Annotated in this window: 22 protein-coding genes and 1 other RNA gene; 15 read left to right on the forward strand and 8 right to left on the reverse strand. The window is 32.8% G+C overall.

The annotated features are described in order from the left end of the window. The coding region (locus DUZ96_RS07640) for a hypothetical protein (RefSeq protein ID WP_147267067.1) at positions 1-2223 on the reverse strand (2223 nt) is incomplete at its 3' end. A gap of 316 nt (positions 2224-2539) precedes the next feature. On the opposite strand from DUZ96_RS07640, the gene DUZ96_RS07645 reads away from it, so the two are divergent. The 4 genes from DUZ96_RS07645 (at position 2540) to DUZ96_RS07660 (ending at position 6623) form a co-directional block, all read left to right on the forward strand. Then, positions 2540-3025: a histidine phosphatase family protein gene (locus DUZ96_RS07645; RefSeq protein WP_114301356.1), complete on the forward strand. Its 486-nt coding sequence runs from the start codon at positions 2540-2542 to the stop codon at positions 3023-3025. Then, positions 3025-5079: a polyphosphate kinase 1 gene (gene ppk1 / locus DUZ96_RS07650; RefSeq protein ID WP_114301357.1), complete on the forward strand. Its 2055-nt coding sequence runs from the start codon at positions 3025-3027 to the stop codon at positions 5077-5079. Before DUZ96_RS07645 ends, ppk1 begins: the two co-directional genes overlap by 1 nt. After that, entirely contained in the window at positions 5079-5984 is a 906-nt protein-coding gene (locus DUZ96_RS07655) for a Ppx/GppA phosphatase family protein (RefSeq protein WP_114301358.1), read from the forward strand. Before ppk1 ends, DUZ96_RS07655 begins: the two co-directional genes overlap by 1 nt. 108 nt (positions 5985-6092) lie before the next feature. Then, positions 6093-6623 carry a porin family protein gene (locus DUZ96_RS07660; RefSeq protein ID WP_114301359.1) on the forward strand — a complete coding sequence of 177 codons (531 nt, stop codon included), beginning with the start codon at positions 6093-6095 and terminating at the stop codon, positions 6621-6623. A gap of 52 nt (positions 6624-6675) precedes the next feature. On the opposite strand, the gene DUZ96_RS07665 is transcribed toward DUZ96_RS07660, so the two are convergent. After that, on the reverse strand, positions 6676-7257 hold the full coding sequence (locus DUZ96_RS07665) for a tRNA-(ms[2]io[6]A)-hydroxylase (RefSeq protein ID WP_114301360.1): 582 nt from the start codon (positions 7255-7257) through the stop codon (positions 6676-6678). Between the two features lie 10 nt (positions 7258-7267). Then, positions 7268-8992 carry a DNA polymerase III subunit gamma/tau gene (dnaX, locus tag DUZ96_RS07670; protein ID WP_114301361.1) on the reverse strand — a complete coding sequence of 575 codons (1725 nt, stop codon included), beginning with the start codon at positions 8990-8992 and terminating at the stop codon, positions 7268-7270. Positions 8993-9092: 100 nt separating this feature from the next. Between dnaX and rnpB the strand changes: the two genes are divergently transcribed. Further along, an RNA gene (gene rnpB, locus DUZ96_RS07675) (RNase P RNA component class A) lies at positions 9093-9398 on the forward strand. 99 nt (positions 9399-9497) lie between these two features. On the opposite strand, the gene DUZ96_RS07680 is transcribed toward rnpB, so the two are convergent. From DUZ96_RS07680 to DUZ96_RS07695, 4 genes are all read right to left on the reverse strand, one after another. Then, entirely contained in the window at positions 9498-9866 is a 369-nt protein-coding gene (locus DUZ96_RS07680; protein WP_147267068.1) for a hypothetical protein, read from the reverse strand. A 263-nt stretch (positions 9867-10129) separates the two neighbouring features. Continuing rightward, the gene (gene rsmD, locus DUZ96_RS07685) at positions 10130-10669 is read right to left on the reverse strand and encodes a 16S rRNA (guanine(966)-N(2))-methyltransferase RsmD (protein ID WP_114301363.1); all 540 of its coding nucleotides are present in this window, start codon (positions 10667-10669) and stop codon (positions 10130-10132) included. After that, positions 10669-11475 carry a DUF3822 family protein gene (locus DUZ96_RS07690; RefSeq protein ID WP_114301364.1) on the reverse strand — a complete coding sequence of 269 codons (807 nt, stop codon included), beginning with the start codon at positions 11473-11475 and terminating at the stop codon, positions 10669-10671. Before DUZ96_RS07690 ends, rsmD begins: the two co-directional genes overlap by 1 nt. A gap of 2 nt (positions 11476-11477) precedes the next feature. After that, a complete protein-coding gene (locus DUZ96_RS07695; protein ID WP_114301365.1) occupies positions 11478-12206 on the reverse strand; it encodes a hypothetical protein in 729 nt (242 codons plus the stop codon). A 153-nt stretch (positions 12207-12359) separates the two neighbouring features. Between DUZ96_RS07695 and DUZ96_RS07700 the strand changes: the two genes are divergently transcribed. The 5 genes from DUZ96_RS07700 to DUZ96_RS07720 all read left to right on the forward strand — a co-directional run bounded on the left by DUZ96_RS07700 (position 12360) and on the right by DUZ96_RS07720 (position 17115). Then, complete coding sequence (locus tag DUZ96_RS07700) at positions 12360-13802, forward strand: ATP-dependent RecD-like DNA helicase (RefSeq protein ID WP_114301366.1); 1443 nt, start codon at positions 12360-12362, stop codon at positions 13800-13802. Between the two features lie 213 nt (positions 13803-14015). Continuing rightward, positions 14016-14744: a 3-deoxy-manno-octulosonate cytidylyltransferase gene (gene kdsB / locus DUZ96_RS07705; protein ID WP_114301367.1), complete on the forward strand. Its 729-nt coding sequence runs from the start codon at positions 14016-14018 to the stop codon at positions 14742-14744. Beyond that, a complete protein-coding gene (locus DUZ96_RS07710; protein WP_114301368.1) occupies positions 14735-15448 on the forward strand; it encodes an HAD family hydrolase in 714 nt (237 codons plus the stop codon). The genes kdsB and DUZ96_RS07710 overlap by 10 nt, the downstream gene beginning before the upstream one ends. A 34-nt stretch (positions 15449-15482) precedes the next feature. After that, the gene (locus tag DUZ96_RS07715; RefSeq protein ID WP_181855249.1) at positions 15483-16565 is read left to right on the forward strand and encodes an iron-containing alcohol dehydrogenase family protein; all 1083 of its coding nucleotides are present in this window, start codon (positions 15483-15485) and stop codon (positions 16563-16565) included. A gap of 1 nt (position 16566) precedes the next feature. Continuing rightward, entirely contained in the window at positions 16567-17115 is a 549-nt protein-coding gene (locus tag DUZ96_RS07720; protein ID WP_114301369.1) for a 1-acyl-sn-glycerol-3-phosphate acyltransferase, read from the forward strand. Between the two features lie 401 nt (positions 17116-17516). On the opposite strand, the gene DUZ96_RS07735 is transcribed toward DUZ96_RS07720, so the two are convergent. Then, on the reverse strand, positions 17517-18614 hold the full coding sequence (locus tag DUZ96_RS07735) for a heparan-alpha-glucosaminide N-acetyltransferase domain-containing protein (RefSeq protein WP_114301372.1): 1098 nt from the start codon (positions 18612-18614) through the stop codon (positions 17517-17519). A 393-nt stretch (positions 18615-19007) separates the two neighbouring features. Between DUZ96_RS07735 and DUZ96_RS07740 the strand changes: the two genes are divergently transcribed. The 5 genes from DUZ96_RS07740 (at position 19008) to acs (ending at position 25451) form a co-directional block, all read left to right on the forward strand. Further along, complete coding sequence (locus DUZ96_RS07740; protein ID WP_147267069.1) at positions 19008-19766, forward strand: hypothetical protein; 759 nt, start codon at positions 19008-19010, stop codon at positions 19764-19766. 416 nt (positions 19767-20182) lie between these two features. Continuing rightward, complete coding sequence (locus tag DUZ96_RS07745) at positions 20183-21556, forward strand: sodium:alanine symporter family protein (protein WP_114301374.1); 1374 nt, start codon at positions 20183-20185, stop codon at positions 21554-21556. A gap of 2 nt (positions 21557-21558) precedes the next feature. Then, positions 21559-21816: a DUF4212 domain-containing protein gene (locus tag DUZ96_RS07750; RefSeq protein WP_114301375.1), complete on the forward strand. Its 258-nt coding sequence runs from the start codon at positions 21559-21561 to the stop codon at positions 21814-21816. Then, positions 21806-23536, forward strand: coding sequence for a sodium:solute symporter family protein (locus tag DUZ96_RS07755; protein ID WP_114301748.1), 1731 nt, complete (start codon positions 21806-21808; stop codon positions 23534-23536). The genes DUZ96_RS07750 and DUZ96_RS07755 overlap by 11 nt, the downstream gene beginning before the upstream one ends. 7 nt (positions 23537-23543) lie before the next feature. Further along, entirely contained in the window at positions 23544-25451 is a 1908-nt protein-coding gene (gene acs, locus DUZ96_RS07760) for an acetate--CoA ligase (protein ID WP_114301376.1), read from the forward strand. Positions 25452-25455 lie beyond the last annotated feature (4 nt).

Below are 25455 nucleotides of genomic sequence, written 5' to 3' on the forward strand. Positions count from 1 at the left end.
CCAGTCATTTAATTGATCGGTATTTATGCTGGAGTTACATTGAACAGTCAAATCATAGGCTTCTGAATCAAATACAGGAGCCTCAGAGTCCATTATGGTTATTAATTGAATATCACTTGTTGTGTTTCCACAATTATCAGTAACAAAAAATGTTCTTTCTATTGTAATTGGACAGGAATCAATTTGAATGTCTGAATATGTTATAGAATAAAGACCACTATCATCACTAACACTGCTATTTCCTCCAGATAAATTAAGAAAATCAATTTCTGAAATATTAGAAATTAATTCAGAATAAATAGGGTTATTTATTACTCCGGTATTACAACCATTTAGATTAATATCGTTTGGAGCTACAATAATTGGACTTTCGTTGTCATTAGCCAATATTTCAATAACATTATTGGAATAAATGTTATTGCCTGCGTTATCTTCTATATTTAGTTCATACGTTCCAGCTGAAAGATTATTTAAATCTTCTGAATTAGAACTATAATTATTTGGTCCGGTCCATTGAATAAAATATGGGTCCACAGCTGTTGATATTGTTATATCTATAGAGCCATTATTCATATTTGAACACTCTGAATTATTGGTTTGAATATCAACAAATGCGTTTGGTTCTAATTGAAATACTCCAATATATTTGGTCTCAATTGGTGCTTGACAACTGGAGTTCGAGGTAAACTGTACTGTAAATATTATTTTAAATGTAGTTGTTTCCGTTACAAGCGGTAACTGTATTGTTGGATCTTCAATATTAGCATCAGAAAATAATATATTAACCGTGTCACCGCTTATTACTTCTGATTCCCATGAATAGCTTAAGACTCCATTATTGGGTACTCCGGTTACAGTGGCATCAATATTAACTGTAGAGTCTTGGACTAAACCTGAAAATGTGCTATCTAAATTTAAAATTTCAATTTGAGGTTTATTTTCGATTGCTGTTAACAACAAAAAATTTGCGAATAATCTGGCTTCTCCTACCCATTGCGAATTTGTACCGTCATTTTTTGAACTAATGTGTGATCCTGTGTAAAGAATATTTCCATTTGATTCGTCTCCAAAGGCTGGTCCGAAAGCAACAATTGCACTTCGTCCTGTAGCTCTATTATCAGTTGGTCCACTATCATACATCGGAACATTTGTCTCTTGGTTCCAACCACCTGAAAAAGGAATATATATGCGCTCTGAATTACCGTTTAAAGCAGGTTCGATATTTCCTTGAAATTGCATGATAGGATGGCTAGCAAAATTACTATCATAATAGATGTCATTATTGTTAAAGGAATTATTATGTTTTTTTATTTTATTATCAGTATTCCCATCCAGTGCATCATATTGACTTAACCACGGATATTGAACGGTAGATATATCTTTATACGGAACGAGCCCACTTTGCGATAAAAAATTTAAATTATTTCCAGAACTAGTTCTAAGCTTATTTTCAGTTAAACTCACATCATGACATCCCATCCATATGTTACCACCATTCGTAACAAAATCATATAACTTATTGGTATCATCAATTGTCCATGGCAGCTTATCAGGATCCGTGTGGTGACTTAGCACATAAAACTGATCACAATCAGTTACATCCTGGGGGGTTCCCATTCTATAACCAGAAGTAATACCTGCTCTGTCATAAAAACCAGTGGCTACATCTGTATGCCTACCATTATCAAAAACGACTACATTCGGGAAAGAGTTTAAAACACCGTACACCGGTACATTGTTTAATGCATTTAAATTCCAATATACTGTTAACCCAGGGTTATTATTTATCCAAGTTTCAAGTATAGGTTTTGCTTGATCTATGTATTCCTTAGAAATAAGAAAAGCTCCAGTCTTACAAGGGTAATTAACAATACTTTGGCTATTAATGTTAGATGATAAGGTTCCGGAAATTAAAATATCATAGTCATCTAATTTATTTGATAGATCGTTTTGACCAAAACTCTTATTAGGCTTTATCACCCAATTAACAGGTATCTCTGAATTTACCAGTTCAGCAATTAAACCATAAGGTTTTAAGGCATTATTTTCTGTTTGAGGAACAATTCCCATATCAATAATTGAAGCTCCTGCTTCAAAGTTTTTATAGGTAGTTGGATTGATTTTACCCTGAGCATTAAACGTTTGTACAAACCAACAAAATATTATTGTAAGAACAATTTGTATGAACTTATATCGATGTACACGATGGTAGGTATTTCTCATATTACACATAATAACTTCTAAATGTCATATTGCGCTAAAAGACGAAACATTACTGCATAAAAAGTTAGCAGATTGTTACTCTTTTAACATCATCTGTTTTTGTTCAACTTGAAATACTGAGGGAAGTATCAAAAATGCAAATGCGTCCAAGGCTGAATTAATATATTTTTGATTTGGGGTCATTTACATTAATTTTACAAACAAAATAACTTATATCTAAGGTTTCTTACAAACATTAGAGTTTAAGCGGCAAAATAATCGTTAAAACGGACATACACAACATTTTATCGAAAAAATACGCATTTAAACGATTAATATGAAGACAATTATTATTATGAGACATGGTAAATCATCATGGAAATATGACGTCGGTGACCGGTTAAGGCCCTTGAAAACAAGAGGTTTAAATGATGCTAAGCTTGTATCAGAACAGTTTTTAAGAATTAGCGAATTACCTGATAAAATTTTTTCAAGTCCTGCGAAAAGAGCCTTTGAAACCAGTAAAATATTTCTAAAAACGTCCGACAAAAGTGAAAATGAGGTGACGATTATCGAAGAATTATATGATTTCAACGGTAGAAATGTCATTGATTTTCTAAAAAATCTCGATAATAATCTCGATTCTGTTATGATATTTGGTCATAATCATGCTTTCACATCTATTTCTAATATCTTTGGCGACAATTTCATTGAAAATTTACCAACTAGTGGTTTAGTAAAAATCAGTTTTAATATTGATAATTGGAAATCACTAGAAAAAGGTAAAACTGAATTAATAATCTTCCCAAAGGATTTACGATAATGCTTAAACAAAAGAACAGGTATATAAATAGAGAGCTTAGCTGGTTGCATTTTAATGCGAGAGTCTTACAAGAAGCGGCAGACAATAATGTGCCATTAATAGAGCGATTGAGATTCTTAGGTATTTTTTCGAATAACTTAGATGAATTTTTTAAAGTGAGGTATGCTACGGTAAAACGTATTTATGAAGCAGGTAAAGAGGGGAAGAGCCAATTAGGAGGTTTAAAAGCTGAGGAATTGTTGGAAGCAATTACAAAAATTGTTATCGATCAACAAAGTGAAAGTTTAAAAATCCTATCTTCAATAGAAGTTGAATTAGAGTACCAAAACATTCATATTCTCAATGAATCTGATATAACCGAGATCCATCATGATTTTATAAAGAATTATTTCTTACAAGTTATTAGTCCAGCTTTGGTGATTATTATTTTAAATGAAGAAGTAGCCTTACCAGAATTAAAAGATAGTGCGGCTTATCTTACGGTTAAAATGTCAAATACTAATGGAAATGATAGATTCGCTTTAATTGAGATATCTAAGGCAATGGATCGCTTCATAGTTTTACCTAGTGTTGGTGATTCTCAATACATCATAATGGTGGATAATATTTTAAGATATTGTCTAGATGACATCTTTAATATTTTTGATTACGATAGTATATCTGCTCATATGATAAAAATCACTAGAGATGGTGAACTCGATTTTGATAGTGATTTAAGTAAGAGTTTCGTTGAAAAACTTTCTGCTAGTGTAAAGGATAGAAATAGTGGTGAACCAGTTCGTTTTGTTTATGATAAAAAAATTGACCAAGACACTTTAGATTTTCTACTCAATATTATGGGTATTGATTCTCAAGATAGTATAATTCCTGGTGGTCGTTATCATAATAGACGTGATTATATGGATTTTCCTAGTTTAGGTAGAACAGATTTACTTTACGATAAAATAAAGCCTTTACCAGTAAAAGGACTAAGTCTTCAAAAAAGTATTTTTAATACGATTGCAAATAAGGATTATTTGGTATATACTCCTTATCATACGTTCTCTTATATCGTAAAGTTTTTAAGGGAAGCGGCACTTGATCCAAATGTAAAAACAATTAAAATCACCATTTATAGATTAGCTCAAATTTCTCATGTTGCCAGTTCCTTAATAAATGCTGCCAAGAATGGAAAGGAAGTTACAGTATCCATTGAATTAAGGGCACGATTTGATGAAGCGGCAAATATTAATTATGCTGAGCAGATGCAGGGTGCTGGTGTTAAAATGTTTTTTGGTGTAACAGGTTTAAAAGTACATTGTAAAATGTGTGTTGTTGAGCGCGAAGAGGAAGGTAAGTTGAAGCGGTATGGTTTTATCAGCACAGGTAATTTCAATGAGTCTACCGCAAAGGTTTACACAGATTTTACTTTATTAACTGCAAATTCTAAAATTCTAAAGGATATTAATAAGGTTTTTGACTTTTTCAGGGTCAACTATAAGGTATATCGGTATAAGCATATTATTACCTCACCACACTATACAAAAACTAAACTTTTCAATCTAATTGACAACGAAATTTTAAATGCTAATTCTGGAAAACCTGCTTATATTAAATTAAAAATGAATAGCATATCGAATAATGATATGATAAAAAAATTGTATGAAGCGAGCAGAGCAGGAGTACAAATACAAATGATAGTAAGAGGAATATGTTGTTTAATTCCGGGCGTAAATGGTATGAGCGAAAACATTGAGGTGATAAGTATTGTAGATAAATTCTTAGAGCATACTAGGTTATTTGTATTTGCCAATAATGATGATCCTAAGATCTATATCTCATCAGCTGACTGGATGACAAGAAACATCCACACTAGAGTTGAGGTGACTTGCCCTATATATGATGAAAATATTAAAAAGGAGCTCCTAGATTTATTTGACATTTGTTGGAATGATAATGTAAAGGCTAGAGTTATTAATGAAACTCAGGATAATAATTATCTTAAAAATGATAAAAAGAAAATAAGGGCACAATTTGAAACATATAATTATTATCTAAAAAAACTAGAGAGTTAATGCTGAAAATACAGAAATACGCAGCTATAGATATAGGGTCTAATGCAGTAAGGTTGTTGATCTCTAATATTATAGAACAAAATAATAAATCTGTAGTATTTAAGAAAAACTCACTGGTTCGGGTTCCCATTAGGTTAGGTGCAGATGTATTTATTAATGGTAAAATTTCAGAATTTAATCAACAACGGATGTTAGATACCATGACGGCATTTAGCCTTTTGATGAAATCTCATGGTGTTTCGCGTTATAAAGCTTGTGCTACTTCGGCGATGCGAGAAGCAAGTAATAGTGCTGATTTAACAAAAAGGATTTTTAATGTCTGTGGTATTAGTATTGATATTATTGGTGGTGAAGAGGAGGCAGCCATTATTGCAGCAACAGATTTAAATACTTACATAGATCCTAATAAAACATACCTATTTGTAGATGTTGGTGGTGGAAGTACTGAGTTTTCAATTATTCACAATGGAGAAAAAGTGCAATCAAAATCTTTTAGAATAGGGACGGTAAGATTGTTAAATGATATTGTTAAAAAAGAAGTTTGGGACCAATTAGAGCATTGGATAAAAGAAAACACCCAGAATTATTATAAAATAGAACTTATTGGATCTGGAGGAAATATTAATAAGATTTTCAAGATTTCTGGTAAGGATTTAGGTAAACCTTTAACATACTTTTATTTAACGACCTACTATAAGATGCTACAGAATTATTCTTATGAAGAACGGATAACTGAATTAAATTTAAATCAAGATAGGGCTGATGTAATTATTCCTGCAACCAGAATTTATCTTTCAGCGATGAAATGGAGTGGCGCCAAGCATATCTATGTTCCAAAAATAGGTTTATCTGATGGAATTATTAAAAGCGTCTATTATGAAACTGTTACTAGTGTATCAGTTTAAACACAAATTCTAATAAATGTTCTTCGTCTGAATTATTTGTCCTTAAATCATTTCAATTATTATTAGTTTAATTTTTTCATTTATATTGGCAATCTCAAATTTATTATTATGAAAAATTATTTATTAGCCATTTTATTAGTTTGTTTTACAACTTTTGCAATGGCTCAAGACGTAAGTTATGGTGTAAGAGGCGCATTAAATATATCGAATTTAGACTTTGATCCAGATGCAGATTTTGAAAATAAACACCGTAATGGTTTTTCATTCGGTGGTTTTGTAGAATTTGGATTTTCCGATACTGTTTCATTATTAACTGAGCTTCAATGGTCTGCCGAAGGCGGTAAAGATGAAAATCTTAGGGCTGACTATATTCAATTGCCTATTCAGCTTAGACTCTCAGCATCTGACCGTTTATCTTTTGGAGTAGGACCTCAAGTTGCATTAAAAACTTGGAAGAATGAAGATGCTTTTTCAACTTTTGTATTTTCAGGTGTATTAGGTACAGAATATATGATTACTTCTGATCTGTTTGTTGACGCGAGATTTTCTTTTGGGTTAACCAACATATTAGACGAGGATATGACTAATAGTTCAGCAAAGAATAATGTTATTCAATTTGGTTTAGGAATCAAAATATAATTTTAGAAGATGACATTAGTGAATAGGCTTCGGTATTACCGAAGCTTTTTTATTATCCGTGAATGGTTTCTTTTTTACCGAGGTTTTTCATTATTTCTGCCTCGTAATCTAATAACTGCTGCCATTTCTCATCTACTTCCTTTCTATCTCCATATTTTCTTGCAAAGTTGAGAAACATTGTGTAGTGCCCAGCCTCACTAATCATTAATTTTCTGTAAAATATCGCTAATTTTTTATCTTCTAACTCCTCTGAAAGAAGTCTGAACCGTTCGCAACTCCTTGCTTCAATTAGGGCAGCGTACAGTAACCTATGCACTAATTGCGTAGTTCTACTTCCTCCTTTAGGAAAAAACTTCATTAATTGAATAACATATTCGTCCTTACGATCTCTACCTAACGCCCAACCTTTTTCGATTATTCTATCATGAACCATTTTAAAATGGCTTATTTCTTCATTAACCAGCTCTGTCATTTCTTGTACAAGCTCAGTATATTCAGGAAAACTTACTATTAAAGAAATTGCTGTGCTTGCGGCTTTTTGTTCACAATAGGCATGATCGGTTAAAATTTCTTGAATATTTTTCTCTACAATATTTACCCATCTTGGGTCCGTTGGTAATTTTAGTCCTAACATGATATCAGTATTAAATATCTAATCCAAAAGTTTTTCTAAGTACTTCTATATTTGGATTTTTCTCTTTTAGCTTTTTGTACTTCTCCTGTGGTGTAAATGCATATTTCTTAGCAACCTCCTCGTTTACTAATATATCTAAATAAAGATCATAGTTTTTTAAGGTTTTTTTCAAATATACCATTAACGGATATTGTGCACGTTCTAATTCAATCTTATTAGTATTATTTGAATAAGTAAGGCAAATTGCAGTATCCTTTAATTTTGGTACTTCCATCTCGAAAATAGAGGCTAATATTTTTTCACCCTTTCTGTGAAGAGATTCGGTATATTCATTCCAAGCCTTAATTAGATCTTCTTGATTAACAGGTTCTTTAGGGAGTAGTTCTTCATCAATTATAACATCTAACTGTTTTATTTGGTGCTCTTTCTTTTCCTTAATACTTTTTAGAGAAAGACCAGATGTAACGTTAGCAGGTTTTTTTATTGAAAGTTTAGGTATGACTGGCTCTGTTACAATGTTGTCGGATATTTCCTCTCTTACTAATTCTTTTTCCTTAATAAGGGGTTTTTCTTCAACAGGTTTCTCAATTTGTGTAATCTGAACAGGGACTGGTTTTATTCCTTTTGCTTTAAAATACGAAGGCGGTATTATAAAGTGTTTATTGTTTTTTTTTTCTCCATCAAAAGTGATAGAGGCTAATTGCATTAATGTTAATTCTACAAGCAATCGCTGATTTTTACTTGTTTTGTATTTTAAATCGCAATCATTTGCAAGATTAATGCCTTGCATTAAAAAGGTGTTTGAGGTCTTTTTACTTTGATCAATATACTTTTGTTTCGTGTCTTCGCCAACTTCTAGAAGTTCAATAGTCTCAGGGTTTTTACAAACCATTAAATCCCTAAAATGGGAGGCAAGACCAGCAATGTAGTGATGACCATCAAAACCTTTGGCCAAAACTGAATTGAATTGTAGCAACAAATCTGGAATTTTATTTTCTAAAATTAAATCCGTGCTTGTAAAATAAGTTTCGTAATCAAGGACATTTAAATTCTCAGTTACAGCCTGTCTAGTTAGGTTTTTCCCAGAAAAACTCACAACTCGGTCAAAGATCGAAAGTGCATCACGCATGGCGCCATCTGCTTTTTGAGCAATAATATGCAATGCATCATCTTCAGCTTGTACGCCTTGTTCTCCTGCTATAAACTTTAAATAATTTTTTGCATCTGTAACAGTAATTCGTTTAAAATCAAATATTTGACAACGCGATAGTATTGTTGGTATAATCTTATGTTTCTCAGTTGTTGCGAGAATAAAGATGCAGTGCTTTGGAGGTTCTTCTAATGTCTTTAGAAAAGCATTAAATGCTGCTTGAGATAGCATATGTACCTCATCTATAATATATACTTTATATTTTCCAATTTGTGGTGGGATTCTTACCTGATCTGTAAGATTTCTGATATCATCTACAGAATTGTTAGATGCAGCATCTAATTCAAAAATATTAAAAGCAAAATCCTCATCTTCACTAGTATTACCATCACTATTTATCATTTTTGCTAAAATCCGTGCGCATGTGGTTTTACCAACACCACGAGGACCAGTAAATAATAATGCTTGAGCTAGATGATTGTTCTCAATAGCATTTAGTAAAGTATTTGTAATAGCCTGTTGCCCAACAACATCTTTAAATGTTTGGGGTCTGTATTTTCGTGCTGATACTACAAAATGTTCCATTAATAACTAACTGAATTACAAATTTAATAATAACCAATAAATAGCCATTTTTAGAGTCTTAAAATTAATAGTAGTTATTAACAATTTAAGTACCTTTACAGTGGTAAATTGTCTTATCGCTGTTTCATTTATGAAATGGAGGAAAGTCCGAACACCCTAGTGCATCGTAGTGGTTAACAGCCATCGACCGAGAGGTTAGGAAAAGTGCAACAGAAAGTATGTACAGGTAATGCTGTAGTGAAATCAGGTAAACTCTATGTGGTGCAATGTCATGTAAACCAACGTTTGAGGGTTGCACGCCCAATGTTGGAGGGTAGACAGCTAAAGTCTATTGGTGACGATAGACTCAGATAAATGATAAGAACTCTTTGGAGTACAGAATTCGGCTTATAGATTTACCTATTAAAAAACCTTCTTTTTCAAGAAGGTTTTTTTATAAACATTGAAATTAGGTTTTATTCATGTTTAGATTCCAATTCGTTTTTAGACTCAGCCTGTATCGCACTCATGCAGCGTTCCTTTCTTGAGAATGATTTATAACATCGCATAAGAAATGATACTCTCTATGATTCTTCCCTACAGTAATATATTCTTCTGGTAGGTGTGACAGATTTGACATGTAATGCAATACTGAATCGCTATGCGAGTCATAGCATTCATCCATTTTATCAAGAAGTTTAGCTAACTCTTCTTCACCCATTTTCACAGCGAAATTTTCCTTTGTGTTTTTGTCAAGATCCACCATACTTTTAACTGGTGTTACATAAACATATCTGCCGTCTTCAACACTAATAACCGTCCAGTTGGCACCTTCTACATTGTGCTTGTCACAATGAGCTTTTAGTTCCTTGACCAGTTCTTCATAATGGGTCATCATTCCGAATTTAAGATTGTCCGTTATATTAAAAACATTGTTGTTAGGTAGTCTTGTGTATTTGAAAAGTTAAATGCAAAGATTAAAGTCAATAAGATTAGCACTCCTGCTTTAAAAATTTTCATGATTGTTGTGAATTTAGTTAATAGCTATTTAACCATGTATAAGGGAATAGATTCACAGAAGAATTGTTTTGTATTTTTATGCGAAGGCTATTAAAATTAATGAAAAATTAAATAGGAAAACACCTATATAATTGAAAATCAGTGTTTTTCGAAAAAACTAAAGGCATTCCCACCATAATTTTTGGATTGTGAATAGTGTTCTAATCTACTTAAATCGGTGTGCTTAGAATGCTCTACAATTAGAAGTCCCTCGTCTTCTAACAACTTATTTTTAAATACTAATTCAGGTATTTTTGAAAAGGTATCCAAATCAAAATCATAAGGAGGATCTGCAAATATTATTGTATGTTTTTTCTTAGTTTGGTTTAAGAATTTATACACATCACTTTTTATTGTATTTATAGGCATTTCAAAAGATTCTGCAGTTTCATTTATAAATTTTATACAACCGAAATTATCATCTACAGCTAAAATCTGTTCTGTGCCTCGTGATGCAAATTCATAGCATATGTTACCTGTGCCAGAGAATAAATCTAAAACGGAAATACCATCAAAATAATATCTATTATTTAAGATATTAAATAATGCCTCTTTGGCCATATCTGTTGTAGGCCTTACAGGTAATTTTTTCGGTGCAGTAATGCGTCGTCCTTTATATAATCCAGAGATAATTCTCACTAAAATGAATTTAAGACTAGAAAGTAATTATGTAGGTAGTTCTCATTTAAATCTTCGGTGAAATTGAATGAGTATTTTGATTTATTTATATCTACATGCCTAACGTATGTATAAAGGGTTTTAAATAACTCTCCGTCAATTTGTAAGTTACCACTTAGTTCTATTGGTGTTGTTTCAGTATCTAGCTTTAATTGATCAAAAACAAAAAGAATATAATAGATAAAATCTTCCTTGCTATGATATTCAAATACATTAAATAATAAAAGCTCTTTATTATGAAATACTAGCATTTCAATAGTATTTGAATTCACGTTAATAAAAACCTGAGGTAATTCAGTAGTTTCTTCTCTTTGTAAGATAGAATCAATAATTATTGTAGACGAATGTTTATAGATAAAGGTACCGAAGGTGTCAAAGACAAAATTATTTATATTGACAAATGGCACATATACGTTAATACTTTCATTTATTGCCAGATCATCCGTTGCAATAAAATCTGTTTTTAAAATTTTAGAATTGAATTTTAAATAGTCTGCTTTATGGTTTTCACTATATAGCTCTTTTGGTACAAGTGATGCCAATTCATTTTGATGTATAACTTGTACCTCGTTGAACTCATCTGCAAATACAGTATTTGAGCTCAGTTCTGTTTTTAATCTATTTAAAAGACCAAAGGGTGTTAGTTTAGTATCAAAACTTAAACAGTTTAGATATTCTATTGTATTAGAGGTTCTATTTAAAATGCAAAAAGAAAGCCCATTCAAATTAACTTGAATGGACAGTTCTTTAATATTATTTTTAGTCAAAACTACTGCTTTTTAGAATAGTTTTTAGGCCAGTTACCTGTAGTATTAACTTCTTCCATAGAACCAACAGTCAATGCTGAACCGTTGACACCGTCAACAGAAACAACCTGGTTTTCTTTTTCAACTAAATATTTTTCTTGATCGTCTAAAATAACAGACTTCTCTACGCTAGCTTGGAAAACTGGTATATCCTCTAATTTTCCAGCTTTCAGCTTAAACTTAGCGCCTTCTTTCCCAATACCAACGTCAGCCATACTTTTATATCTATTATTTCCTTTAAAAATAGAGTCCTTCACAAACCAATGATCTAGTGTGTCAATTAGTGTAATGGTTTTCATAGTCTCAACACCACCAAATGCACGTGTTCTTTCTTCATCTAAAACCAGTGTGTCTCTTCTTTGAGTAATTGGTACACTATCTGTATCTATAAAGTTTATCAATTTATCAAATGTATCAGCATATTCTCCTTTAACTTCCTTATATGCCAATTGAGAATCTCTAATATCAATTAATCTATCAATTACAACTGCATAGCGCTTTACTTTTAATTGGTTGAATTGGATTTCTTTATATACCGACATGAACGTAATATATCCCAAGTAAATTATTAAACCCCAAAGAAGGATGTTAATTACAGGTTTAATTTTACTTGGTACAAATTTATCAATCAACCATACTATACCAATGGTCAATAGAATAATAACTATAATTGCTATGATTACGTTTAACATATTCTTATTACTTAATTAGGTCTATCGCAAATCTACAATTTTTTTTTGTTCGTAAAAACTATCTAAATAAAAATCATTCAAAATAGCGTACTAACTCAAATAACCCTTTTTTAAATGTAGAATAGTACTATCTTGCTTCTATATTTTTGATGTATGATTTCCAATGCCTCTGCATTCTATACTTTGATAAAATCCAAGTTTCCTTTTGCACCTACATCCAAGCAAGATATGGTGTTGATGCAGTTATCGCAATTTATTTTTGATAAGTCATTCAACGACATTTATTTGTTAAAAGGATATGCTGGTACTGGTAAAACAAGTATAATAGGAGTTTTGGTTTCAAACTTATGGCAAGCTAAAAAAAGTGCCGTTTTGTTGGCACCGACAGGTAGAGCGGCTAAAGTAATATCCAATTATTCTAAAAAAGAAGCTTTTACCATTCACAAGAAAATTTATTTTCCGAAAAAGGAAAAAAGTGGTGGTATAAAATTTGTAATGCAACCCAATAAGCATAGAAATACAATTTTTATTGTTGATGAAGCTTCTATGATCCCAGATATCCCTTCGGATTCAAAACTATTTGAAAACGGATCATTATTAGATGACTTAATGCAATATGTCTATTCTGGCCACCAATGCAAATTACTACTAATTGGAGACAAGGCACAATTGCCACCGATAAAATCAGATTTAAGTCCTGCTTTAGATGGAGACAAATTGAGCCTTAATTACAACAAGGAAGTTACAAGTATTGAATTGGATGAAGTCGTTAGGCAAGAACAAGATTCTGGTATTTTAAAGAACGCTACCGAATTAAGGGCTGTATTAGAATCTAACTTTTATGAAAGTTTTAAATTTTATGTAAACCCTTTTGAGGATATAGTTCGTCTTATAGATGGTCATGAAATCATGGATGCTATTAATGATGCCTACAGTAATTATGGATATGAGGAAACAGCGATAATTGTAAGAAGCAACAAAAGGGCAAACCTATATAACAAGCAAATAAGAGAACGGATCTTATTTAATGAAAGTGAATTGTCTGCTGGTGATTATTTAATGGTGGTGAAAAATAATTATTTCTGGATAAAACCAACCACAGAAGCTGGATTTATTGCTAATGGAGATATTGTAGAGGTACTTGAGATTTTCAGCATTAAAGAGTTATATGGATTTAGATTCGCCGAAGTAAAAGTAAAAATGGTAGATTACCCAAGGATGCGACCGTTTGAAACTGTACTATTACTGGATACAATTGACGCTGAGAGTGCATCCTTAAGTTACGAGGAGTCAAATCGGTTATATCAAGAGGTTACTAAAGATTATGCTCACGAAAAATCTAACTACAAACGATTTTTGGGTGTAAAAAATAATAAATACTTCAATGCGCTACAGGTGAAATTTTCTTATGCAATAACATGCCATAAATCTCAAGGTGGTCAATGGAATACCATTTTTATTGAGCAGTCTTACTTGCCTAATGGAATGGATAAAGACTATATAAGATGGTTATACACTGCCGTAACAAGAGCTAAGGAGAAATTATATCTTATTGGGTTTAAAAATGAAATGTTCGTTGATAATGATTTAAGTTAAAAGTATGACAACCTTAACAGTTTTAAGTATATTTTTTGGCATTTGTCTTGTTGCATCCGTAGTTATGTCCATTGTTTCTATATTTTTACCAATATTGGTAATTATTTTAGTTTTATTTATTTTTTACTTGGTTTTTAAAGAGTACAAAAAGTTAAAATCTAAGAGAGAAAAATCAACCTAAACCCGTATTTTTGATTTCGTTAAAATAGATACATGAAGATTATATCCATGATACCTGCACGCTATAGTGCTTCTAGATTTCCAGGTAAGTTAATGCAGAATTTAGCTGGTAAATCCGTCATTCTTCGTACTTATGAAGCAACAGTGGAGACGGAGCTTTTTAGTGAGGTATATGTTGTTACTGATAGTTCTATTATATATGATGAAATTGTGAATAATGGCGGCAAAGCTATAATGAGTATTAAGGAACATGAGTCTGGTAGTGATAGGATAGCTGAAGCTGTAGAATCAGTAGATTGTGATATAGTTGTAAATGTTCAAGGAGACGAACCATTTACAGAACGTGAAAGTTTAAGAAAAGTATTAGAAGTTTTTAAGGGTGATTCCAAAAAGGAGATAGATTTAGCATCCTTAATGGTAGAGATAACCGATTGGGATGAAATCAATAACCCAAATACGGTTAAGGTGATTGTTGATCAAGATAATTTCGCTTTGTACTTTTCTAGAAGCGCTATACCATATCCAAGAGATAAGGGTGCAGGTGCAAGTTATTTTAAGCACAAGGGTATATATGCATTTAGAAAACAAGCACTTTTAGATTTTACAGTATTGCCTATGCAATTTCTAGAAGTAACTGAAAAGATTGAGTGCATCAGATACCTAGAATATGGTAAGCGCATAAAAATGGTTGAAACCGAAATACAAGGTGTAGAAATAGATACACCTGAAGATTTAGAACGTGCAAAACGACTGTGGAAATAGATTTTGAACATATAAAAGTAATTGGTTTTGATGCCGACGATACGCTTTGGGTTAACGAAACATATTTTCGTGAAGCTGAAGAACGTGTAGGAATTTTATTGTCTCATTTTGAAACACCTAATAAGATAGACCAAGAATTATTTAAGATGGAAATGAAAAACCTTGGCACCTACGGTTATGGTGTTAAAGGATTTGTTCTGTCTATGGTAGAATTGGCTATTGAACTTTCTAATAGAACTGTTGCAAATTCTATAATTAGTCAGATTTTAGATATTGGTAAAGAGATGATTAATAAACCAATTGAACTATTAGATGGCGTAGAGGATGTTTTAAAAACGCTTTCAACAGAATACAGATTAATATTGGCAACAAAAGGTGATCTTTTAGATCAAGAACGAAAACTGGAAAAATCTGGACTGTTAGATTACTTCCATCATATTGAAGTATTGAGCGAAAAACAAGAAAGCAATTATTCAAAGCTATTAATGCACTTAGATATAAAACCCTCTGAGTTTTTAATGGTAGGTAACTCATTAAAGTCAGATATTTTACCATTAGTTAATATCGGTGCACAAGCAATTCATGTGCCTTTTCATACAACATGGCAACATGAAGAAGTAACTGATAAGGAAACTAATGGAAAGTCTTATAAAACAGTAGAAAGTTTAACTGAAATTTTAAAATATTTCAAAGTAAAGAATTAAACTAAGTTTTATTTTTGTTTAAGAAATTAAGTAAATGTTATATAAAAATTATCCAATGGTGTCTAGAGTAATATTTGGACGCGGAAGTTTAAATCAATTAGATGAAATTTTGGCGCCAAAACGCAAAGGACGTAATGCACCATTCATATTTTATGTTGATGATGTTTTTAAAGGAAACCACTGGTTGACTTCTAGAATTTCTTTGTCATACAAGGATAAGATCATTTACATTCCCACTGAAGAGGAGCCTAAAACTTCTCAGATCGATAAACTAGTTGAAGATATTATACTTGAGTTCAGTGAGTTGCCCTCTGGAATTATTGGAATTGGTGGTGGTATTGTAATGGATATTACCAAGGCAGTCTCATTGATGTTAACAAACCCAGGGGAATCCAAGGATTACCAAGGTTGGGATTTAATTAAAAATCCAGCAATTTATCATGTTGGCGTACCAACTATATCTGGAACTGGAGCGGAGGTTTCTAGAACTACTATATTAACTGGTCCTGATAGAAAATTAGGTATTAATAGTGATTATACTCCGTTTGATCAAGTTTTGCTAGACCCAGAATTAACTAAGGGTGTACCGAAGGATCAATGGTTTTACACAGGTATGGATTGTTTTGTTCACTGTGTAGAGTCTTTAGATGGAACGTTTCTTAACGCATTTAGCCAGAGCTATGGCGAAAAGGCGTTTGAACTGTGTATAGAAATATTTCTAAGTGATACTTTGACTGAAGAAGAGTCTCAAGATAAATTAATGATGGCCTCATGGCATGGAGGTATGAGCATTGCATATTCTCAAGTAGGTGTTGCTCATGCAATGAGTTATGGATTAAGTTATCTTTTAGGCATAAAACATGGAATTGGCAACTGTATCGTTTTTGATCATCTTGAGGAGTATTATCCAGAAGGTGTGGCCATTTTTAAGCAAATGAAAGAAAAGCATAATATCGAATTACCACAATGTATTTGCGCGGACTTGCATGACGATCAAATAAATATTATGGTGAATGTGGCTTTTAGCCTGGAACCGCTTTGGGAAAATGCTTTAGGTAAGAACTGGAAAACCAAAATTACCAGAGAAAAATTGACGACGCTATACAAAAAGATGTAGAATGCGTTGGTTAGCAAAATTTATTTACTATAAAATTTTTGACTGGAAAATTGTTGGAAACACAACCTTTTCTAAAGAAACCATCAAAAAAGCGGTAATTATCGCTGCACCCCATACTAGTTGGCACGACTTTTATATAGGACTTTTACTGAGACAGATTGTAAACATTAAAACCAATTTTATTGGCAAAAAGGAGCTCTTTAAATGGCCTTTTAATTATTATTTTGAAGCCATTGGAGGACGACCAATAGATAGAACTCCTGGTCAAAATAAGGTAGAGGCTATTGCAAAGCTTTTTGAAAATGAAGATGAGTTTAGATTGGCCTTGGCGCCAGAAGGTACTCGTAAAAAAGTAGAAGAGTGGAGGACAGGCTTTTATTATATAGCTAAAGCTGCCAATGTGCCTATAATAATGTTCACTTTAGATTTTGAAAATAAACAGAATAAAGTTTCTGAACCTTTTTACCCAACTGATGATATAGAAGCTGATTTTGAAGGCATAAAGTCATTTTATAATGGTGTAGTGGGTAAGGTAAAGGCCTACAGTTAATCGATAAAAACAACTTCCGCTTTTATTTTATCCAATTTATGTTCCGTTTCCCTCGAAATAGAGGATTCTAGTACCAATCTGTTAACTTTAAGTAACAAATTTTTGGTATAAGATTTGAGTATTCTAATATGTAATGAAACATAAAGTAAACTTATAAAGTCCCTAAAAAGAAACATTGCTATTAAAATAAGCTATCTAGGTCCTAACGAGGTAGCTTTTTTTCATTCATATACTTTTCTAATAGATGATTAGAATGTTGATTCAATTTACTTTTAAAGAAAGAAAACCCACCTAATAGTAAGTCTTTCAAGCCCATTGCTTGCCTTACCCATTTATGTAAATTAAATATATAAGTATGCTTTATTATTAATCCATCTTTAAACTTAAAGCTCGCATCAATTTTATTGTGCACGACGCTTTATCTTATCTATTAATATTCTGATTTTGGAATATACAAAGGCATTGGTCTTGGTATAATGAAATGATATGAAGCAAACTACGGTTAAGAATAATAAAGCACCTAAAATAGCTTGCCAAGGCACTAAGGTTTTACCAATAATTTGATGCAATCCGGTACCTGTAAAACTTCCCCAGATTATAATAAAGTGAATGATGTAAATGGATAGTGTCTTCTGACCAATTTTTAATATTAGTGGTTGTTTTACAATAGATTCAAACAAATAAAAAATTGCGAATAGAATAAGTACATTTCCTAACCTGGTGTATAGATAATTAAAATAAGCCACCTCTTTTAGTAACACAAAATCACTCCAGTAATAGAGTTTCATCAACGTATAAGATGAGGTATTTATTAAAAACAATCCAACGATAAAAAAACTAGCTATAATACTTGGTTTAAACTTTGGTCTGTCAACATAACCATAAAACAAGGTGGCAATAAAAGCACCAAAGGCTATATATCCAAACCATGGTAAAATGGTAAAAACAGAACCGTTTGATTTGGTCATATAGTTTGCCAAAAACTCTGGTATATTGGGCAGAACTAAGTCGCGATATAAAGGCTCTGTTGTGAAAATTAATATCCCAATCTGTAACATTAAAACCGAAAAGACCAAGGTGTTTTTAAGTGTTAGTTTATATAGGAGGACAACACCAATTAGCGATAAACCTATACATTGCAAAACATCAATAACCAAAAAGTAGCTGTTAAACTCACCAACCAGCCACTCAAAAATTGGTACGCGCAAAAGGTAACCGATACCTATTAGCATTAATCCTCGTATCAAACCTTTTCGCATTCGTTGTTTTAATGTGCCTTTTTGCTTTGCTCTGATAAGTAGATAGGTAAAAATAAGCCCAGAAATGGTGAAGAACGTGGGTGCAGTTATCCCTCTAAAGTAGGTCCAAATTTGAAACGCAGTATTGTTCTCGTCTCTAAAGTTAACGTCTAGCAAGGTATCAATAAAGTGCCCTTGCAACATCATTAAGATGGCAAATGCACGCACCGCATCAATAAAATATAACCTATTAGAACTCAATTAATTATTTGTTTGATACCAAATATAAGATTTAGATTATTAAACCCTTTATAGGTTTCAGTTGATTTTTCTTACATTTTAAAAGACAAAATTTGCTAGTAATATTTTGTGTAAAACCATTGTTTGACGTATAGAAACTTACTTTTAACGAAGATTTCAGGATAATTGAACATTTTTAATTAAATAGAAGCCCGTTTTAGAACCAATATCGAAAAAGCCCCTAAGTAAGTTATTGATTAAAACATTATTAGCGCACTACACTCAGGCTTTTGCACTTATTTAAGTATTATCGATGTTATAAATTCATAAACTATGAAAACCTTCGATAAATTTAAGTTTTTTTTGCTGAAAACTCCTTTAGCGAAATTTTTTCGAGGAATAGAATTTGCTATTGTGTCAATTAAGCTTAGTCATAAAAGACCCCTTCGATTAATACCAAATACTTTAATTTGTATTTCACCATATAAAACCGGAACAACATTCTTATCGAGTACATTTGGTTCAGAGGTGTCTAAGCACGAACCACTTCACTATACAACTTATAAAATACTAGATAAAGATTTTAATAAATACTTCCCTAAACGGTTGAGGTATTTAAATTTAAAATTCGAATGTTCAGGATATTGGAGTGCTTATGTCGATGAATTGGCGACAAATGAAATTGCAAAGAAACTAAATTATTTATGTGTTTTAAGACCTCCATCTTCATGGATAACATCAGTAATTAATTATTGGAATAGACCTAATATGTCCGCACTAAATTTTTGTGTTTCTTATGATTTATTTTGGAAAGATAAAATAGGAGTTGACCTAAGACAGTTTGATTTTGAAAATGATACTGAAAAGAATGAAATCATTATAAATAAACTTATAAAGTTTTACTTCGATTTCACGAAGAAAACGAGTAGTCTTAACAACATTACCTATATTCGATTAGAGGAAATAGATAAGAGTATTCCACTCATAGAAAAGATTATAAATGAAAAGGCAGATAAAAAGGACCAGTGGAAACGTGAAAATATAAAAAAGGCTTTCATTTACAGGAATGAATTTATTGATCAAGAGTACACACTGTTAACTAATAAACTCATTAAAAAAAGAAAATATACAACCAAAGCAGAGCTTAAAAATCACTTCGTATTAGCAAGTTAATAAATTGAAAATAAGATAGGGGGGGTATGCAATTATTTTATGAATCATGAATATATTAGGATTTTAAAATATTATAATCCTTAGGTGTTCAGGATTAAATAGGATTCTCAAAAAGCTTTTCGTAATTATTTTTGTAAGTAATTGTTTTACAAATTAAATTAAATAAAAAACAATGACTCTATTGATCCAAATCAACAAATATTTTGAAGTGGATAATATTCATTCTTTTCAGAGGTGATATTAATCATTTTTGCAAAGAATTTAATTTGGTTGTCAACAGTTTGATAAATCCAGCTTTAATTAATTTTATTGGGTGATAAGCCATGTAAAAGGTTTCAAAATCGGAAAATAATAGATTGGCTATGCAATTCTAAGAAATTACAAACAGTCCTTTAGATTCCTTATTTTTGACAGCAGTGAATACATTCAATTATCTTTTAGAGCAATTTTCGGACTTGGCTTGGGGTTTGCCATTGCTCATACTACTTATTGGTGGTGGTTTATACCTTCTTATTCGCTCTAAGTTTTTACCATTTCGTTATTTAGGACATGCCATTAGTATTTTACATGGTAAGTATGATGATCAGAATGATACTGGTCATATATCGCATTTTCAAGCCTTAACGACAGCACTGTCCTCAACCATCGGTATGGGAAATATTGCTGGTGTGGCCCTGGCCATTTCCGTTGGAGGACCTGGTGCTATGTTTTGGATGTGGGTAAGTGCCATTGTTGGGATGTCTACCAAATTCTTTACATCTACGCTCGCCATTTTATATAGAGGGAGGGATAGTGCTGGTGTGGTACAAGGTGGTCCTATGTACTTTATCATGGAAGGCTTGGGTAAGCATTGGAAACCTATTGCAGTGATGTTTAGTTTCTTTGGTATGTTGGGTGCTCTTCCAGTAGTTAACGTTAACCAGCTAAAGCAAGCAATAAACGATATAATATTGATACCAAACGGTGTAGAGGTATCTTTTCAATCTAATCTAGTCATTGCCTTGGTATTAGTACTTTTTACAAGTATTGTAATACTAGGTGGTCTAAAACGTATTAGTATTTTGGCATCTCGCTTGGTGCCTTCTATGGTTGTGCTATACTTTATTTTAGTGATGATAATTCTTTCAATGCATTACACGGAAGTTCCTAAATATTTGGCACTAATAGTTACAGATGCCTTTAATGCAGATTATTATCCAAAAGATGAGTCGTTTCTTGGTGGTGTTCTAGGTGGATTGATATTACATGGTATAAAACGAGGTGCATTTTCTAACGAAGCAGGTTTAGGTACTGCACCTTTAGCACATGGTGCTGCAAAAACCGATGAACCGGTTAGGGAAGGCTTGGTGGCGATGCTTGGCCCAGCAATAGATACCCTGGTGGTATGTACTTTAACGGCATTAGCGATTTTAGTAACGGGTGTTTGGGAGACCACAGGTAGCAGTGGTGTAAGCCTTACAGCTGAAGCATTTCAGAATGCAATGCCATATGGCCAATACCTTTTGATGCTATGCGTTTTCTTTTTTAGTGTGTCCTCCTTGTTTTCTTATGCGTATTATGGTACCAAATGCTTGTCTTTCTTGATAGGAGCAGATAAAAAGCATTATTATAATTACTTGTATATAGCGAGTATAGTATTAGCAGCGACGACGGAGTTTGAGGCTATGATTAATCTTATTGACGGTGTTTTTGCTTTAATGGCTATACCTACAATGCTTTCTACCATAATTCTTGCGCCTAAGGTCTTAGAAGTATCAAAATTTTATTTTTCAAAATTAAAATCAAACTGATAATGAAGGTAACAGATAATGCAAAAGCCTATTGGCGTGAAAATATTAAATATGTTATCATTTTGCTAGTAATATGGTTTATTGTGTCTTATTGTGCTGGGATTTTGTTTAAAGATGAATTGAATCAAATTAAGATTGGTGGATTCAAACTCGGATTCTGGTTTGCTCAACAAGGCTCAATGTACGTTTTTGTGATATTGATTTTTATATATGTAAGGATGATGAATAAACTTGATGAAAAATACGGTTATGATAAATAAACTTCTACTTATAGCCGAATTAGATGTTCAAAATTGGACATACATTTTAGTTGGAACCACATTCGCGCTCTATATTGGAATTGCCATTTGGTCTAGAGCAGGCTCAACCAAAGAATTTTATGTTGCAGGAGGTGGAGTGTCACCACTTGCAAATGGTATGGCAACGGCAGCTGATTGGATGAGTGCTGCTTCTTTTATTTCTATGGCTGGTATTATTTCTTTTGCAGGTTTTGATGGAGCGGTATATTTAATGGGTTGGACAGGTGGCTACGTCTTGCTTGCATTGTTGCTAGCGCCTTACCTTCGTAAGTTTGGGAAATTTACAGTTCCAGATTTTATTGGTGATCGGTACTATTCTAAAACAGCACGAATTGTTGCTGTGATGTGTGCTTTGTTAGTTTCATTTACATATGTGGCAGGACAAATGCGTGGAGTCGGTATTGTATTTTCAAGATTTCTTGAAGTAGATATTAATACTGGCGTCATCATAGGAATGCTCATTGTTTTGTTTTATGCAGTGCTTGGCGGTATGAAAGGTATCACATACACACAAGTAGCACAATACTGTGTATTAATATTTGCTTTCATGGTGCCTGCAATTTTTATCTCCATTCAAGTGACTGGTAACCCAATTCCACAATTAGGATTTGGCTCAGAATTAAGTGATGGTTCAGGAACTTATTTGTTAGATAAGTTAGATGACTTAAGTAACCAACTTGGTTTTGCTGAATATACAGAGGGTTCAAAATCGACTATAGATATTTTTGCAATCACATTAGCTTTGATGATAGGTACAGCTGGTTTACCTCATGTCATTGTTAGATTTTTTACCGTAAAGCGTGTTAAAGATGCTCGTAAATCAGCAGGTATAGCATTATTGTTAATTGTTATTTTATACTCTACAGCGCCAGCAGTTGCAGCATTTGCAAGAACAAATATGATTGAAACGGTTTCCAATCAACCTTATGCTGAAGTGCCTGTATGGTTTAAGAAATGGGAGACTACAGGGCTAATTTCATTTGATGATAAAAATAAAGATGGATTAATTTCTTATGTTGCTAATACTTCAAAAAATGAGTTAACAATCGATAGAGATATCATGGTTTTGGCAAACCCTGAAATTGCCAAACTGCCTAATTGGGTTGTTGCTTTAGTGGCGGCAGGAGGTTTAGCTGCTGCACTATCTACTGCTGCAGGATTATTACTAGTGATTTCATCTTCTATATCTCATGATTTAATTAAGAAAATTATAAAACCTTCAATCTCTGAAAAAGAAGAACTTGTTGTAGCGCGTTTATCTGCTGTTGGTGCTGTGTGTATTGCTGGTTATTTTGGCATAAACCCTCCAGGTTTCGTAGCTGCCGTTGTTGCTTTAGCATTTGGCTTGGCAGCGGCATCTTTCTTTCCTGCTATAATATTGGGTATTTTTTACAAACGAATGAATAAGGAAGGTGCTATTGCAGGTATGTTGGTAGGTATTATAAGTATGTTGCTTTACATGATCAAATACAAACTCGGTTGGTTTGACTCACAATTACCTGATAAGAGCGAATGGTGGTTTGGAATTTCACCAGAAGGTTTTGGTACTATTGCGATGATGCTTAATTTTATAATATCAATTATAATAATGAAGCTCACTAAAGCACCACCTGAAGAGGTTCAAAAAATTGTTGAAGATATAAGAATCCCAAGCGGTGCCAAAGAAGCTATTCAACATTAGATTTATTATGAGTAATTACCACATTAAGAATTTTGAAGAGTATTTTCAGGTTTATAGAAAATCAGTAAGAAACCCTGAAGAATTCTGGGAAGAAATTGCTGAAGAACATTTTGTTTGGCGCAAAAAATGGGAAAACGTCCTCAGCTGGGATTTTAGTAAACCAGAAATAAAATGGTTTGAAGGCGCAAAGCTTAATATAACCGAAAATTGTATAGATAGACATTTACATACAAGAGGTGATAAAACAGCTATATTGTTTGAGCCTAACGACCCAAATGAGTCAGCTGAGCACATTACATATAAAGACCTGCATCAACGTGTTTGTAAATTTGCCAATGTGCTTCATGATAAGGGTATAAGAAAGGGTGATCGTGTTTGTATCTACTTACCAATGATACCAGAACTTGCCGTTTCAGTGCTGGCTTGTGCTAGAATTGGCGCTATACATTCAGTGGTCTTTGCTGGTTTTTCTTCAACAGCACTATCAACTCGAATTAATGATTGTGATGCTAAAATGGTTATCACTTCAGATGGTTCTTATCGCGGTGCTAAAACTATTGATTTAAAGGGTATTGTAGATGAGGCTTTAGAAGATTGCTTAGGAGTTAAAACCGTTCTAGTTGCAAAACGTATAGATTCTGACATACATATGAAAGAGGGGAGGGACTATTGGCTACAAAAACTTTTAGATAATGCTTTTCAGGAATATTCTGCTGTTGAAATGGATGCTGAAGACCCATTATTTATTCTTTACACGTCGGGTTCCACTGGTATGCCAAAAGGTATGATGCACACAACAGCTGGTTACATGGTGTATGCGGCATATACCTTTAAAAATGTATTCCAATATAGAGAGGAAGATGTGTATTGGTGTACCGCTGATATAGGTTGGATTACTGGACATAGTTATATAGTTTATGGTCCACTGGCTAATGGTGCAACCACAGTAATGTTTGAAGGTGTACCTAGCTATCCTGATTTTGGACGTTTTTGGGAAATAGTACAAAAACATAAAATTAATCAGTTCTATACGGCACCAACGGCTATTAGAGCATTAGCGAAGCATGGTACGGAATTAGTTGATAAATATGATTTATCATCTTTAAAAGTACTTGGTTCAGTAGGTGAACCGATAAATGAAGAGGCATGGCATTGGTATAATGATAATGTAGGAAAGAAGAAGAGTCCAATAGTAGACACCTGGTGGCAGACGGAAACAGGAGGAATTATGATAACACCTATTCCTTTTTCTACACCAACAAAACCAACATATGCAACATTGCCATTTATTGGTATTCAGCCAGCTCTTATGGATGAAAATGGACAAGAGATAAAAGGCAATCAAGTAGACGGTAGATTGTGTATAAAATTTCCTTGGCCATCAATGGCGAGAACTATTTGGGGAAATCATGAGCGTTATAAAGACACCTATTTTTCTGCTTTTGAAAACATGTATTTTACTGGAGATGGTGCCTTGCGAGATGAGGTTGGTTACTATAGAATAACAGGTAGAGTTGATGATGTAATTATTGTTTCCGGTCATAATTTAGGAACTGCACCAATCGAAGATGCCATCAATGAGCATAATGCTGTTGCCGAATCTGCAATTGTCGGATTCCCTCATCATGTTAAGGGTAATGCGCTTTATGGTTACATTACTTTGAAAGATACAGGAGAAGGACGTTCTCATGAAAATGTTCGAAAAGAAATAAACCAACTGATTTCCGATCGTATTGGCCCTATTGCAAAGCTTGATAAAATTCAGTTTACTTCTGGCTTGCCTAAAACAAGATCTGGTAAAATCATGAGAAGGATATTAAGAAAAATAGCGTCAAATGACACAAGCAAATTAGGGGATACGAGTACTTTGTTGAATCCTGAGGTGGTTCAAGATATTATGGACAATGTTGTTTAGACCT

This window comes from Winogradskyella sp. KYW1333, assembly GCF_003335675.1.
GTDB lineage: Bacteria > Bacteroidota > Bacteroidia > Flavobacteriales > Flavobacteriaceae > Winogradskyella.

Coding starts and splice junctions, on each gene's coding strand:
- DUZ96_RS07700 (WP_114301366.1), top strand. CDS start 12,360: ATGATTTCCAATGCCTCTGCATTCTATACTTTGATAAAATCCAAGTTT.
- DUZ96_RS07680 (WP_147267068.1), bottom strand. CDS start 9,866: ATGACCCATTATGAAGAACTGGTCAAGGAACTAAAAGCTCATTGTGAC.
- kdsB (WP_114301367.1), top strand. CDS start 14,016: ATGAAGATTATATCCATGATACCTGCACGCTATAGTGCTTCTAGATTT.
- DUZ96_RS07655 (WP_114301358.1), top strand. CDS start 5,079: ATGCTGAAAATACAGAAATACGCAGCTATAGATATAGGGTCTAATGCA.
- dnaX (WP_114301361.1), bottom strand. CDS start 8,992: ATGGAACATTTTGTAGTATCAGCACGAAAATACAGACCCCAAACATTT.
- DUZ96_RS07715 (WP_181855249.1), top strand. CDS start 15,483: ATGTTATATAAAAATTATCCAATGGTGTCTAGAGTAATATTTGGACGC.
- DUZ96_RS07660 (WP_114301359.1), top strand. CDS start 6,093: ATGAAAAATTATTTATTAGCCATTTTATTAGTTTGTTTTACAACTTTT.
- ppk1 (WP_114301357.1), top strand. CDS start 3,025: ATGCTTAAACAAAAGAACAGGTATATAAATAGAGAGCTTAGCTGGTTG.
- DUZ96_RS07665 (WP_114301360.1), bottom strand. CDS start 7,257: ATGTTAGGACTAAAATTACCAACGGACCCAAGATGGGTAAATATTGTA.
- DUZ96_RS07645 (WP_114301356.1), top strand. CDS start 2,540: ATGAAGACAATTATTATTATGAGACATGGTAAATCATCATGGAAATAT.
- DUZ96_RS07755 (WP_114301748.1), top strand. CDS start 21,806: ATGATAAATAAACTTCTACTTATAGCCGAATTAGATGTTCAAAATTGG.
- DUZ96_RS07720 (WP_114301369.1), top strand. CDS start 16,567: ATGCGTTGGTTAGCAAAATTTATTTACTATAAAATTTTTGACTGGAAA.
- acs (WP_114301376.1), top strand. CDS start 23,544: ATGAGTAATTACCACATTAAGAATTTTGAAGAGTATTTTCAGGTTTAT.
- DUZ96_RS07695 (WP_114301365.1), bottom strand. CDS start 12,206: ATGTTAAACGTAATCATAGCAATTATAGTTATTATTCTATTGACCATT.
- DUZ96_RS07750 (WP_114301375.1), top strand. CDS start 21,559: ATGAAGGTAACAGATAATGCAAAAGCCTATTGGCGTGAAAATATTAAA.